Source organism: Candidatus Deferrimicrobiaceae bacterium, from assembly GCA_035256765.1.
Classification (GTDB): Bacteria; Desulfobacterota; Deferrimicrobia; order Deferrimicrobiales; family Deferrimicrobiaceae; genus CSP1-8.
The window spans coordinates 1-12,795 of sequence record DATEXR010000131.1 but is presented as its reverse complement, the minus strand read 5'-3'; the positions used below and the strand labels follow the sequence as shown (position 1 = coordinate 12,795).

Sequence of the window (12,795 nt, the reverse complement as noted above, 5' to 3'; positions counted from 1 at the left end):
CCGACGTTGCCGCTGGTGATAACCACGAAAGTCACTTCGCAGCCGGCCCGGGCCCATTTTGCGATCGTGCCCGATACGATGAACTCGGCGTCGTCGGAGTGGGCGAAGATCGTCATCGCGGAAGGGGGAACGTAGTCGGCGTCGAACCGGGCCATCGGTATCCTCGGGATGGTAGAGGGTTGTATCTATGTCGATGCGCCGGGACAAGGAAAAGATGCGCGATGAAGCCGTTCTCATCGGCGCGTCCGGCGGGTCGTATCGCCACGGGAAGGGACCCTTCTATCCCACGGACCTGCCGGCCGAACGGTATCTGCCGTTCTACGCCGGTCGTTTTCCCACGGGGGAGATCAACAGCACCTTCTCCCGGCTGCCGGAGGAGCGCACGCTCGCGCGATGGCGGGATTGCGTCCCGGACGTCTTCGCCGTCAAGGGGAGCGGCTTCATCACGCACCGGAAGAAGCTTCGCGACCCGCAGGAAACCCTTCCCCCATTCTTCCAAAGGATCGCGGTGCTGGGGGACAAGCTCGGCCCCGTGCTCTTCCAGCTTCCGCCGAGGTGGGGTTTCGACCCCGGGCGGTTCACGGCGTTCCTTCGCGCGTTGAGCGGGGATTTCCGGTACGTCTTCGAATTCCGCGATCCGGGCTGGTTCACCCCTGCCGCCTGGGAGGAACTCGCCCGCCACCGCGCCGCGTTCTGCATCTACGACCTGGGGGGCAGGCTTTCCCCCGAGGAGGTCACGGCCGACTTCGCCTACATCAGGCTCCACGGTCCTGCGGGCCCCTGCCGGGGGCTCTACGACGCCGGGACGCTCGCCGGGTGGGCGCGGAAAGCGCGGGCCTGGGCCGCGCAGGGGGGGCGGGTCCATTGCTACTTCGACAACGACCAGGAAGGATTCGCGGCCCGCAACGCCCTTCAGCTCCAGGAGATCCTGTCCCGGGATTGATTCTCCGGCCGCCGGGGAGAACCTCCTCCCCAGGCCTCGGCGCGACGGCTCTTATGCGGCAGGCGCCTCCCGGACGAGCCTCGCCCCAGCCGTCATCGCCCCAAGCTTCCCGAAGGCTACGTCCCGGGGAAGGTGGTTCAGCCCGCAGTCCGGGTTCACCCAGAGCCGCTCGGACGAAACGACCGCGGCGACGCGGCGGATGGTCTTCTCCACCTCCCCCGGCGTCTCCACGCGGTGGCTCTGCACGTCGACCGCTCCCACGCCGAGCGACTTCCCTTCCGGGAAATTCCTCAGCGCCGTGATGTCCTCCACCCTCAGCGAGGCGAAGGCCATCAAAACGACGTCGACCTCGGCCCCCTTGATCACCGGGAGGATCGCGGCGAACTCGGCGGGGAAGATCCGGATTCCCCTGCGGGCGGAAGGGTCGGGGTTGTAGTTCCCCTGGCAGACGTGGAGCGCCTTCTTCGCGCGTTTGACCCCCTGAAAGCAGGTGTTGATCGCCAGGATGCCCCACGGCTGGTCGTCGGCGAGGAACCAGAGGATCGGTTCGTCAAGCTGGATGACGTCGCAGCCCGCTTCGTCCAGTCGCCGCAGCTCCGTGTTGATCACCGCCGCCATGTCCATGGCCAGCGCCTCCGGCTTCCGGTAATACTCGTCGCAGGCGACGCGGGCGAACATATGCGGCCCTGTCATCGCGATCTTCACCGGCCGGTTGGTCGTCTGGCGGAGGAAGGATAGTTCTTCCACGAGCCCGAGGGGCACGGGCGTGAGACGCCCCGCCACCACCGGTGACGGCAATACCGCATTCGGCGCCACGGGGGTGACGCCGGTCCGGGGGCGAAGCTCCCCGGAGAAGCCCGGGATCTTCCCCGCGAAGTAGTTGATCATCGCATTCGGGGGGCCGAACCGATTGTCGTCGCGGCGGAACAGCTCCCCGTCGCTCACCACGTCCACCCCCGCTGCCTCCTGGTCCTTGACGGCGGCGCGGGCGGCGACGGCCTTGGCGTCCCGGAACGCCTCCGGGGGAAGCTTCCCGGCCGCGACGGCTTCCTGCAGGGCGGGGTACCAGTCGGGTACGGTGTACGACCCGATGACGGTTGTCGTGAGGGGAGCGGCCATGCGGACCTCCTTTTGAAATTATCGCACGTTGATCGTCCGGTATTTCGCGATCCGCACCAGCCCAGGTTTCGCCCCCTTGAACTTGGAGACGTGCCGCGACTCCGCCAGGAACACCGGGACGTTGCGCGATCCTTTCGCCTTGCTGTGGAGGACCGCGAGCCGCGCGGCCTCCTCCAGCACCTCGTCCGGCACCTCCCTGCCCGGCGCCCGCTTGATCAGGACATGGCTTCCCGGGATTCCCTGGGTGTGCAGCCACAGGTCGTCGGGGGCCGAAAGCTCCTTCACGATCCGGTCGTTCCCCAGGTTGTTCTTCCCGATGAGCAGCGTGTGCCCGCGGAAGGAAATCTCCTCCACCTGGGGAGGCACGGCCTTCGCCTTGACCGCCGCCGGTGTTTTTTTCGCCGGCTTCCGGGGAGCGAACGAGGCGGACAGCTCCTGCCGGACGGCCACGATCTCTTCCCGGGTCGACGCTTCGGTAAGCTGCGCCTCGAGCGTCTCGAGATAGTAGACCGACTCGGCCACCTCCCGCTTCCTTTTCCGCACGATTTCCGTCGCCCGTTTCGCCTTCTTGTGCAGCCGGAAGTACCGGGTCATGTTCTCCACGGGGGTCTTCGCCGGGTCGAGGGGGATCCCGCGGAACTCGGCCATCCCCTTGCGCAGCGAGACCAGGTTCGCCTTGAGCGTCTCGCCGTGCTCCCCCCCCTTCAAGCCTTCCTTCAGGCGCTCCTCGTCGCCGCCCACGTTCTCGAGCTTGTGGCGCTCTTTCTTGAGAAGCGCGGACAGGCGGGACTGGATCTGTTGCCGGAGAACGGCATCCTCGAGGTTTTTCGCGATCTCCCCGTAATAGAGGTCCGCCGCCTCGTTCGCCGACGGGGCGAGGGAAAATTCGACGAACCCCGCTTCCGGGCACGGGAACGGGAGGATCCGCTTCTTCCCCGTGGGAAGGATGCCGATTCCCGGGGAGAAGTCGTCCTCTTCGTAGCGACGGACCAGTTCCCGCAACGCCGCGAACAGGTCGGCGGCGCTCTTCCTCCCGCGGCCGGCCGCCTCGTGGGCCAGTTCCTGTCCCAGGCCGGAAACCTCCCTCTGAAGAACCCGCGCCAGCCCCTCCCAACCCATCGGCCAGATCCGCTCCGCGTCCGCCTCGGTGACCTCAGGGAGGAAGATCCGCCCGGGCTTGGGAAGCGGTTGGTACGGGATCCCCGGGGCAACCTCCCGGATCCGGCTTTCTTCGGGGGAGACCGTCCGGAGCGGTTCGAGGATGAGACCGTCGGCTCCCACGTAGATCAGGTTGGCGTGGCGACCGTACAGCTCGGCGAACAGGACCGTCCGGTCGTGGACCGCATCGGGACGCTCCGAGAAGAACTCCATCCGGACCAGCCGGTCGAAGGAGACGACGGCGATCCCGGAAAGACGCATCCCGGCCAGGTGGCGCCGCAGGTACTGGCAGAAACGCGGGGGGGAAGGCGGGTTGGGGATGCGACGCGTGGTGAAGTGGAGGCGGCACAGCTCCGCGTGGGCGGAAACCAGGAGGCGGAGTTCCTCGCGGCCCGTCCAAAGCGTCAGGACGATCTCCCGGTCCTGGGGCTGATAGACCCGGGAGACGAGCGCGCCCCGCAGGCGCTCCGATGCTTCCGCCACGATCCGTTTCAGGAGGAACGCATCCATCGTGATGGTATTGTACTCCCATCCCGGGAAGGGAATGGACGCCCGGTCGGGAACGGCGCCCCGCCGGAGATGAGGAAGGAAGGAAAAGGCGATGCCGCACACCCGGGCCCCCGGCTTCCGCATGCAGTACGAAACGCAAGGGGGGGGAGACCCGCTCCTGCTGATCAACGGGTTGGGGAGCGACCGCTCGGAGTGGCTCTTTCAGCTCTCCGCGTTCGGGCGGCTCTTCCGGGTCGTCGCGTTCGACAACCGGGGGACCGGCGGCAGCGATACCCCCCCCGGGCCCTATTCCACGGCGCAGATGGCCGACGACGCGGCGGCCCTCCTGACCCATCTGGAGATCGACCGGGCGCACGTCCTCGGCGTGTCCCTGGGGGGGATGATCGCCCAGGAAGTCGCGCTGCGTCACCCGGGGAAGGTGCTCCGGCTCGTGCTGGCGTGCACGGCCCCGGGCGGGGAGGGATCGGTGCGGCCCGACCCCGAGACCCTTCGGGCGTTCGTCCGCTCTCCCGGGGACGACCCGGAGGAGGAGATTCGGCGGGTGATCCCCTTCTTCTACTCGGAAGAGTACCGGCGCGGTCACCCGGAGGAGATCGAGGCGTTCGTCCGAAGAAGGCTGGGAAAGCCGGTTTCCACGGAGGGGCACGCCGCGCAGATGGCGGCGGCCGTGGGACATTCGGCGTGGGACCGGCTCGGGACGATCCGGGCGCCGACGCTGGTGATCGCCGGAGACGGGGACAGGCTGGTGCCGCCGGAGAATTCACGCCGCATCGCCCGGCGCATCCCCGGCGCGAAGCTCGTCCTCCTTCCCCGGGCTCCTCACCGCCTGTTCGCGGAGAACGCGGAAGAGTTCAACCGGGAGGTGGTTACTTTCCTGCGGGGACGTTCTTAAACTTTTTAATGTTGAACATCCGGGATGAAATAATGTTCAATCTTTTTCCCCTGGAGAAGTCCCCGAGGAAAATCATCCGGGAAAAAGGGATCGCACAGCCCCGGACATAAAAAAGGTTAAGAACGTCCCCGATGTTACGCGTCAGAGGGCCCCCGCGTCGCGCAGGTCCTTCTCGAACCGGGACGGGTGAAATTTATCCCCCGAGACGATCGTCCCCTCGATGTCGAGCGTGGGGACCTTCCGCATGCCGTCGTTCAGCTTCACGACGATCTCCGCGGCGTCCGGGTTTTTCTCGATGTCGATCTCTTCGTACGGCAGATCCTTCGACGCGAGGAATTTCTTGGCCGCCCGGCAGTCGGGGCACCACGACGTGGTGTAGATCACGATCCTCTTCGCCATCCGGCTGCTCCTTCCCGCAACGGTTGTCCAACCCCGGCGTCTACAGGGTGGGCGGATCCTCCGGGGGAAGATCCCTCTTCCGCCGCTCGCCGACCGGCCGGATGCTGTCCCGGTGGTGTTGGATGATGAATGCGGCCGCGCGGACCGGGTCGTCCGTGACGTGGAAAAGCTCCAGGTCGGATTTCGCGATCGTCCCGTTCTTGACCATCGTGGTCCGCATCCACGCGAGCAGTCCGCCCCAGTACTCCTGCCCCATCATCACGACGGGGAACCGGCGGATCTTCCCCGTCTGGATGAGGGTGAGCGATTCGAAGAACTCGTCGAGCGTTCCGAACCCGCCGGGCATGATGACGTATCCCGCGGCGTATTTGACGAACATCACCTTGCGCGCGAAGAAGTGCTTGAAGTGGAGGGACTTGTCCTGGTACCGGTTCACCCGCTGCTCCTCGGGGAGCAGGATGTTGAGCCCGATGGAGAGCCCCTTGCCGCGCTGGGCTCCCCGGTTCGCCGCCTCCATGATGCCGGGGCCCCCGCCGGAGATGATGGAGTATCCCTTTCGCGAGAGGGTTTCCGCCACCTTGCAGGCGTTCCGGTAGGACCAGTCGTTCCGCCGGGCCCGGGCGCTGCCGAAGATGGAGACGGCCGGGCCGACGTTACGGAGGGCTTCGAACCCCTCCACGAACTCGCTCATGATGCGGAACACCCGCCACGTCTCGACTCCGGCAAACTCCTCCACGGCGTCTTTTCCCTACGACTTCCGCGAGGTCTTGGCGTAGAAGGTCTCCAGGACCTGGAACACGTCCTTGCTTCCGCACTTCGGACACTTTCGCTTCCCCTCCTCGTATTCCGAGAAGGAGAGGATTTCCTGGAATTTTTTCTTGCATCTCCTGCATTCGAAGGAGTAGGTCGGCATGGCTTCCTCCTGGTTCGGCATTGGGGGTTCGATGAATAGCGGGTCTCTCCCTTGTTACATGCCATAAAGCCGGGGCGAAAGGCAAGCGGAGGCGATGCGGGACCGGGTCGAATCCCCTGCCTGTCCGAGGCATCTCATGGACATGGAAAAGGTGCCGTTTCTGGATTACCGGGAGGTGCTCGTCACCGGGGGAACCGGGTTTCTCGGGAGGCACGTGTGCCGCGCATTGATCGCGCGGGGCTATCTCCCCCGCCTCCTTGTCCGGATCGGCTCCGAGGGAACCATCCCCGACGATATCCGGGGCGCGAGCCGGGTGACGCCGGGCGACATCACCAACCGGGAGTCCGTGGAAAACGCCGCCCAGAGCACGAATGCGATCGTGCACCTGGCGGGGATCATCCGGGAGGTCCCGGGAAAGGACGTCACGTTCGAGAAGGTTCATGGGGAGGGCACCCGGAACGCCGTGCACGCGGCGAAGCTTTGGCGGATCCCCCGGTTCGTGCACGTAAGCGCCCTCGGGGCGGCGCCGGGCAGCACCGGCGGATATTTCGACTCGAAGGGGAGAGCGGAGGAGATCGTCCGGCAGTCCGGCCTTGCCTGGACCATCTTCCGGCCGAGCGGGATCTTCGGCCCGGGGGACCGGTTCATCGGCGAGCTCGGGCGGGCATTGCATCGGACCCCGGTTCTCCCCGTTCCGGGAGACGGCGAGTTCTTCCTGCAGCCCGTGTTCGTCGGGGATGTGGTCAAGGGGATCGTGGACTGTCTTGCCCGCCCCGACACGGTAACGACCGCGTTCGACGTCGGCGGACCGGAGCGGTTCACGTACAACGAGCTGGTCGACCGGATCGCGGCGGCGGCCGGTGTCCGGGCCCGGAAGGTGCGCGTCCCCGTCCCGCGGATACGGCGTGCCGCGCGGTTTTTCTCCCGGTACGAGAAATTCCCCCTCACCGCGGACATGCTCGATGTGCTTCTCGCGGGGCACACATGCGACAGCGGGTCGTACTACTCCGCGTTTGGCCTGACCCCTTTCCCCCTGTCCGGATACCTGGCCCAGGCGAATGGGACCGGCAACGCGGGAGGGGGAGGCGATATTACCGGGGATGCCGGCATGTCCCCCGGGATGGGGGAGAAGAATTCCCGATCCTCTGTGGCGGCCTGACCGCAAGCCCGAATTTTCTCACCCATCGGCAAAAGTATGTATTCCGAAATCCCTGAATAGGAAAAATGTTTCCTAGCCTCCAGTAATAATAGGTAAAATTATTCTCTTTTGTTTCGGCGCTCTTTTTTCGTTCAGGAAATAACTCAATAAAATCAATTGTATTTTTCTTCGGGAGTTGGACCGCATTTTGCTCTTGAATTAGGCACTATGCGAAAACTCATCGGAAACGTGCGAAAATCAACCCCCTGGCAACCGCTTCTCCTGCTCCTTTTTCTCTCCCTTGGTCTATTCCCCTCATCCGCCTTGGGAGAGTCCTATTCGTACACCGATATCCATCCCCCGGGGTGGATCGAGTCCCGGGTGACGTGTCTCAACGGGCGCGGGGAGGCGGTCGGATTCGGGACGACGGCCGACGGAGAGCGCGGATTCCTCTGGTCTTCCGGAAAGATCACGGTGATTTTACCCCCCGGGGCCGACAGCGCGCGGGCCGCGTGGATCAACGACGCCGGAGAGATTGCCGGGACCATGGTGAAAGACGGCGTCCGCCATGCCTTCGTGTTACGCGGGCAGGCCTACAGCGACCCGACGCCGGGGTGGGGGTACTCGGAAGCCACGTACGTCGGTGAGGACGGCGCCATCGGCGGAAACGGGGAGTTCGGGGCGTTCGTTTCCCGGGGCGACATGCTGGAGATCCTCCCCGGATTTACCGTGGTGGTGGCCGGGAACTCCTCGCGGCAATTCGTCGGGATCGCGGGAAGCGCCGCCCGCCTCTACCTTCCCGACAAGGGGTATCAGGACCTTACGCCCCCCGGAACGGTCGACGTCGCCCCTCGCGGAATCAATGAAAACGGACGGGTGGCGGTCACCTCCGTAAAGGACGGGGTCGACAAGGGGTTCGTCTATTCCGCCCCGTTCTTCGTCGCCATGACCCCCTCCGGGTGGTCCTCGTCGCGCGCCACGGCGATCAACAACCGGGAGATGGTGGCCGGGCACGGCGATTCTCCGGAGGGCAGGCGATCTTTCCTGCGGTCGGGCGCCACTTATGACTTCCTTACCTTCCCCGGCTGGACGGCCACGGAAGCCGCAACCCTGAACGACCTCGGGCAGGTCGCCGGATCCGGGACGACGGCGTCGGGGGAGACCCACGCCTTTGTCGCTTTCCCGGCGGGGGCCCCGGCAGCCGAGGCCCCGGGACCGGGGGCATCGGGGGGATGCGTCATGGCCCCGGGCGGCGCGGTACGCGACACGGGGGCTTCCGTCGCGGGGTACCTGTTCCTCCTGTTTTCCCCCCTCCTGCTTCTCCGCAGGCGGTAACATCCCCGGATAAACATCCTGCGACAAGTTTGGGAAATCGCGCCTGCGACGTTCCCCATCGGAAGGATGCCGCCCCTCTCCGCGACCGTCGGGGACCAGGCGGGGTGACGGGCCTCACTCCCCGATGATCTTCACGAGGACCCGCTTCCTCCTGCGGCCGTCGAACTCCCCGGAGAAGATCTGTTCCCAGGGCCCGAAGTCGCGCTTCCCGTCCGTCACGGCGACCACGACCTCGCGGCCCATCACCTGGCGCTTGAGGTGCGCGTCCCCGTTGTCCTCCCCCGTGCGGTTGTGCAGATAGCGGGAGACCGGTTCGTGGGGGGCCAGCTCCTCGAGCCATCGCGCGTAATCCCGGTGCAACCCCCCCTCATCGCCGTTGATGAAGACCGACGCGGTGATGTGCATCGCGTTGAGAAGCCTTGCACCATCGTCCAGGCTCAATCGTTCTGCCGGTGGGAGATCGTATGGAAGCGTGACGGGCTGGCTGGAGGGCCGCTCGGGCCGGGCTTCATTTGACCACGATGTTCGGCAACACGATCGTTCTGGCAGGTCGTGCGCCCGACTGCGGCCCCCCTGGCTTCGACGGGAGCGGGGACTGGGATCTCTGGCTTCGCGTCTCCATGGTCCCAAAGGTTGGTCCGCTGCTCGACACCCCGGGGGAGTCGGATGGATAAAGGACGGAAAACGGCAGCAGGCAGACGAATACGACGGAAAGCACCTTCCCTGTGTTCATGGTCCCCCCGCCTGGATTTATTACCAGCTCCCCCCGCCTCCTCCGCCTCCTCCTCCGCCGGAGCTTCCCCCGCCTGAAAAACCGCTGCCGCTGCTCCGGGGCGCCGAAACCATGGCGCTTCCCATGGTCGAGAGGGCGGTGTCGAGGGACCGATGGAAGGAGGAGGGCCGGAATGTGGTGACGCCGTCGCCGGACACGTACCACCGGGGGGGCTCCTGGTAGATCCCCTCGAAGGCCCTGGCCCACCGGTCAGAGACGCCCAGGGCGATCGCATAGGGGAGATACTTCTCGAAGAGGCGAGGGTCGTTCATCCGCTCGAGCCGGTCCTTCTCCGCCCGCAGGAGGAACTCCTCGAACCCCTTGATCCTCCCCAGCGCCTTCACCCCTTTCAGGGTCTTCACCGGCATGAAGGGGGCGAAGAGGATGACAACGGCCCCGGAAAGGGCGAATGCGAGGGCCGCGTGGGGGGACCCTCCCTCCGTAAACTTCTCCCCGAGCCACCCGATGAGCCCTCCCCCGATGAGGAGCGCCCCTCCCGTGATGAAGTAGGTCGATTTCACGCTCATGGGGTTGGCGGCGAAGTACCTCATCCGCTCCAGTCCGCCGAACGCGGCGTTCTTCAGATCCTCGAGATTCTTGTAGAACTCGAGCTTCAGGTCGGAGACGCGCACTTCGGGACTGCCGTCCCGGAATAGCCTTCTTAACAGCATCTGCTCGAAGTAAGGCAGCGCCTCGTCGGGCTCTTTCTCCTTCTTCAGGAGGTAGTCGGTCTTGTCGAAAAAAAAGCCCGGGGACTTCCGTTCCTCGATCGAAAGGTATCGTTTCACCGCGAGGTCGACGACCGAAGAGGTGATGTCCCTCGGGTCGAGCCGCTCGTCGAAGAGCGCCCCGATCTCCGCGGGCAGCAGGGGTCTGCCGTCCTCCTCCGGCGGGGCGTACAAGACCACCAGAGGGTCCCCCGGATCCGGGTCTTTTCCTTTCCGGTACCACAGGACCAGCATGAGCCCGAGGCTTGCCACGGGGACGAGGAACACCCAGTTTTCCGATAGGTTGAGGGCGAAGAGGACGCTTTTCCAGCCGGAAGCCGGGCGGACGCCCCCCTTGTCCCATCCGAGGACGACGGTCATCCCCTCCCCGGCCCGGAATTCCCGGCTTGCGAGAAACGTTGCGCCGTTGTGGGACCGGGTGACCGTGCACGCTTCCTCCCGGGAACCCCGGTGGCCCGTGAAGCAGCGGGACTTGAGCTCCAGGGAGCGGCCTTCGCTCGCCACGGTCACGGTCGCGGAGGCCGATCCGATCGCGGCGGTCCAGTCGTTCCCCGTCACATTCCAGTAGAGCTCGTCGTGGTCCGGGAAGAAGCCGATCGAGTTTTCCACGGTGTACGTGATGACGTAGACCTTCCGACCGTCGACGTACAGGCCGGGATCGCCGATCCGGATCCGGAGGAAGCCCCCTCTGCGGCCGACCTTGGTTTTCCAGGTCGTGCCGAACTGGTCCGCCACCGAGACGATCTCGAGGGGCATGATGGTCTTCTTCCCGAGCTCGTCGACGTACCGGAAGGGGATGTCCCGGTAGATGCCGTGGCGGGGCCGGTGGAATTCCGTCTCGATAGTCTCGATCACCCGCAGGGAGGAATCGGACCGGATCTCGATGTCGGAACGGAAGGAACGGATGGTGAAATCTTCCCCGTGCGCCGTGAGAGGAGAGACGGCAAGAAGGAGGAGAGGAAGCAGGAGCAGAAGTGTCGGCGTGTAGGAACCGCGGAAATTACCCTCTCTTCCGGAAGCCTCCGGGTCAGGAGAGCCGCACATCGGTCCGCTCCCGCTCCGCGGGAGACTTGAGCCGGAAGAACTCCTCCCGGATGAAGCCGAAAATGGAGGCGACAAGCGTCGAGGGGAAGGTTTCGGTGGCGGTGTTGTAGTCCCGAACGACTGCGTTGTAGTACCGGCGGGCGTATTCGATCCCGTTCTCGAGTTCCGCAAGCTGCCTCTGCAGTTCCAGAAAGCTTTCGTTTGCCTTGAGGTCGGGATACCTTTCCGCCACGGCGAAGAGGGACTTGAGCGTCTCGCCGAGGGCGGTCTCCTCCTTCCCCTTCTCCCCCGGCCCCTCGGCCCGCATCGCCCTGGCCCGGGCCTCCGTTACCCCGAGCAGGGTGGTCTTCTCGTGGGCGGCGTACCCTTTTACGGTCTCGACCAGGTTTCCCACCAGGTCGTACCTTTTCTTGAGAAAAACGTCGATGTCCGACCAGGAGGAGCGCACCAGGTTCCGTAGCCGGACCAGCCGGTTGTAGAGCCATACGAGATAACCGGAAAGTCCCGCGGTAACGGCCAGCCCTCCGATCGAACCGATCGTCGTCGGCACGGATCTTCCTCCCGGAGCTCCCCGGCGTCCCGACCGCACTGCTGGGGGGGAAATTCCTTGTTTCCAGCCTTTGTAACAGACATAAGGGGGGTGGTCAAACGTTCCGTTCGATGTGGCATGCGATACTCTCAAGAAAAACAACGATTATCGTGTGATGCCAGGGGCGGGAGAGTTTTTTTTAGGGGGAAAGGGTCGCTCCCGACAGGCGTGTGGCCCTTCCGGATTTCTTTCTTTCCCTCTTTGCGTACGGGAAATGAAATAGCGAAGCGGGTTTCCTTTTCGCTTCTTCTCCACGCCTGTCATATCCGTTGTAAATCTTTCAGATACGTCTCCTCTGGATCAAACGCAAGCAGGTCAATCGGGGAGGGTTCAGTGCACAATGTCTTCCAGTTCTCGAAGACCAAATAAATCGAGATATACCTCTATGGCGTCTCAAGGATGGACGGTTGGAAATCGCGTCATTAAATTGAAATAAGTCGGAAAAAATTTATTATGATTGTACCGCTTCATGCTGATGATCATCGCATCCTGACGGAAACCGAAGGAGTTAACAGATGAAGACCTTCCGGAAAGAACTTTGGTTCAACACGCCTACGAGGCGGGCTTATATTAACATTACCGGGCAGGTGGAAGGATGCCTCATGGAAAGCGGAATCAAAGAGGGACTCATTCTCGTAAGCGCTATGCACATAACGGCGTCTGTTTTCATTAATGACGATGAGTCCGGTCTTCATCATGATTTTAATGTTTGGCTTGAAAAACTGGCTCCACACGAACCGGTCTCCCAGTATCGACACAATAACGGCGAAGATAATGCTGATGCTCATCTCAAGCGGTCAATCATGGGAAGGGAAGCCGTTGTAGCCGTCACCAATGGAAAGTTGGATTTTGGTCCGTGGGAGCAAATATTTTACGGGGAATTCGACGGACGGCGACGGAAGCGAGTGTTGGTGAAAATAATCGGGGAATGACTTGCAGACGCAATTTTGCGTTCTTATGATGCAATGTTCATACAAACCTGACCGGCCAATTTCCACGGAATATTCCGAGTAGAAAGACGGGTTACCCCGTCTTCACGAGGCACAAGCCCTCGCGGACGCCGCTCTCCCGCAGGCACTTCTCCACCTCGGCGGTGATGTTGACGAACCCCATCCGCTGCGGGATGCGAACCACAATTCCTTCCGGTAGCTTTTCATGCAGCCCCCCTTCTCATCCGGCGAGAGACCCGGCGGCCCGTCCCGCCAGCCGGGCAGGCAGCAACCCCCGCACGGAGTTGGTGAGGAATATCCCGTCC

The 12,795-nt window shown here is 63.9% G+C and carries 13 protein-coding genes; 5 read left to right on the top strand and 8 right to left on the bottom strand.

What is annotated here, in order from left to right:
* Positions 1-214 precede the first annotated feature (214 nt).
* On the top strand, positions 215-943 hold the full coding sequence (locus VJ307_04490) for a DUF72 domain-containing protein (protein ID HJX73394.1): 729 nt from the start codon (positions 215-217) through the stop codon (positions 941-943).
* 51 nt (positions 944-994) lie between these two features.
* On the opposite strand, the gene VJ307_04485 is transcribed toward VJ307_04490, so the two are convergent.
* Complete coding sequence (locus VJ307_04485; protein ID HJX73393.1) at positions 995-2,062, bottom strand: hypothetical protein; 1,068 nt, start codon at positions 2,060-2,062, stop codon at positions 995-997.
* 18 nt (positions 2,063-2,080) lie between these two features.
* The gene (locus VJ307_04480; protein ID HJX73392.1) at positions 2,081-3,853 is read right to left on the bottom strand and encodes an NFACT RNA binding domain-containing protein; all 1,773 of its coding nucleotides are present in this window, start codon (positions 3,851-3,853) and stop codon (positions 2,081-2,083) included.
* Here VJ307_04480 and VJ307_04475 point away from each other — a divergent pair.
* The gene (locus tag VJ307_04475; GenBank protein ID HJX73391.1) at positions 3,822-4,622 is read left to right on the top strand and encodes an alpha/beta fold hydrolase; all 801 of its coding nucleotides are present in this window, start codon (positions 3,822-3,824) and stop codon (positions 4,620-4,622) included. The two genes, VJ307_04480 and VJ307_04475, sit on opposite strands and share 32 nt — an antisense overlap.
* A gap of 141 nt (positions 4,623-4,763) precedes the next feature.
* Here VJ307_04475 and VJ307_04470 read toward each other — a convergent pair whose 3' ends face one another.
* From VJ307_04470 to VJ307_04460, 3 genes are read right to left on the bottom strand one after another with little or no spacing between them, the layout of a single operon-like run.
* Positions 4,764-5,021: a glutaredoxin domain-containing protein gene (locus VJ307_04470; protein ID HJX73390.1), complete on the bottom strand. Its 258-nt coding sequence runs from the start codon at positions 5,019-5,021 to the stop codon at positions 4,764-4,766.
* Positions 5,022-5,061: 40 nt separating this feature from the next.
* Positions 5,062-5,757 carry a TIGR00730 family Rossman fold protein gene (locus VJ307_04465; protein HJX73389.1) on the bottom strand — a complete coding sequence of 232 codons (696 nt, stop codon included), beginning with the start codon at positions 5,755-5,757 and terminating at the stop codon, positions 5,062-5,064.
* Positions 5,758-5,769: 12 nt separating this feature from the next.
* Complete coding sequence (locus VJ307_04460) at positions 5,770-5,934, bottom strand: FmdB family zinc ribbon protein (protein ID HJX73388.1); 165 nt, start codon at positions 5,932-5,934, stop codon at positions 5,770-5,772.
* A 94-nt stretch (positions 5,935-6,028) separates the two neighbouring features.
* Here VJ307_04460 and VJ307_04455 point away from each other — a divergent pair, with 94 nt between their 5' ends.
* Together VJ307_04455 and VJ307_04450 are read left to right on the top strand one after the other, a co-directional pair.
* Positions 6,029-7,093, top strand: coding sequence for a complex I NDUFA9 subunit family protein (locus tag VJ307_04455; protein HJX73387.1), 1,065 nt, complete (start codon positions 6,029-6,031; stop codon positions 7,091-7,093).
* A 360-nt stretch (positions 7,094-7,453) separates the two neighbouring features.
* The gene (locus VJ307_04450) at positions 7,454-8,407 is read left to right on the top strand and encodes a hypothetical protein (protein ID HJX73386.1); all 954 of its coding nucleotides are present in this window, start codon (positions 7,454-7,456) and stop codon (positions 8,405-8,407) included.
* Positions 8,408-8,521: 114 nt separating this feature from the next.
* On the opposite strand, the gene VJ307_04445 is transcribed toward VJ307_04450, so the two are convergent.
* From VJ307_04445 to VJ307_04435, 3 genes are all read right to left on the bottom strand, one after another.
* Entirely contained in the window at positions 8,522-8,848 is a 327-nt protein-coding gene (locus VJ307_04445) for a secondary thiamine-phosphate synthase enzyme YjbQ (protein HJX73385.1), read from the bottom strand.
* Between the two features lie 312 nt (positions 8,849-9,160).
* Positions 9,161-10,951, bottom strand: a complete 1,791-nt coding sequence (locus tag VJ307_04440) for a DUF2207 domain-containing protein (protein ID HJX73384.1) — start codon at positions 10,949-10,951, stop codon at positions 9,161-9,163.
* Positions 10,935-11,501 carry a LemA family protein gene (locus VJ307_04435; protein HJX73383.1) on the bottom strand — a complete coding sequence of 189 codons (567 nt, stop codon included), beginning with the start codon at positions 11,499-11,501 and terminating at the stop codon, positions 10,935-10,937. Before VJ307_04435 ends, VJ307_04440 begins: the two co-directional genes overlap by 17 nt.
* Positions 11,502-12,055: 554 nt before the next feature.
* Here VJ307_04435 and VJ307_04430 point away from each other — a divergent pair.
* Positions 12,056-12,472, top strand: a complete 417-nt coding sequence (locus tag VJ307_04430; GenBank protein ID HJX73382.1) for a secondary thiamine-phosphate synthase enzyme YjbQ — start codon at positions 12,056-12,058, stop codon at positions 12,470-12,472.
* The last annotated feature ends 323 nt before the right edge of the window (positions 12,473-12,795 follow it).

Excerpts from the sequence above, each read along its gene's own strand:
- VJ307_04490 (HJX73394.1), top strand. The coding sequence starts at position 215 with ATGCGCGATGAAGCCGTTCTCATCGGCGCGTCCGGCGGGTCGTATCGC.
- VJ307_04485 (HJX73393.1), bottom strand. The coding sequence starts at position 2,062 with ATGGCCGCTCCCCTCACGACAACCGTCATCGGGTCGTACACCGTACCC.
- VJ307_04475 (HJX73391.1), top strand. The coding sequence starts at position 3,822 with ATGCCGCACACCCGGGCCCCCGGCTTCCGCATGCAGTACGAAACGCAA.
- VJ307_04480 (HJX73392.1), bottom strand. The coding sequence starts at position 3,853 with ATGCGGAAGCCGGGGGCCCGGGTGTGCGGCATCGCCTTTTCCTTCCTT.
- VJ307_04470 (HJX73390.1), bottom strand. The coding sequence starts at position 5,021 with ATGGCGAAGAGGATCGTGATCTACACCACGTCGTGGTGCCCCGACTGC.
- VJ307_04460 (HJX73388.1), bottom strand. The coding sequence starts at position 5,934 with ATGCCGACCTACTCCTTCGAATGCAGGAGATGCAAGAAAAAATTCCAG.
- VJ307_04455 (HJX73387.1), top strand. The coding sequence starts at position 6,029 with ATGCGGGACCGGGTCGAATCCCCTGCCTGTCCGAGGCATCTCATGGAC.
- VJ307_04440 (HJX73384.1), bottom strand. The coding sequence starts at position 10,951 with ATGTGCGGCTCTCCTGACCCGGAGGCTTCCGGAAGAGAGGGTAATTTC.
- VJ307_04430 (HJX73382.1), top strand. The coding sequence starts at position 12,056 with ATGAAGACCTTCCGGAAAGAACTTTGGTTCAACACGCCTACGAGGCGG.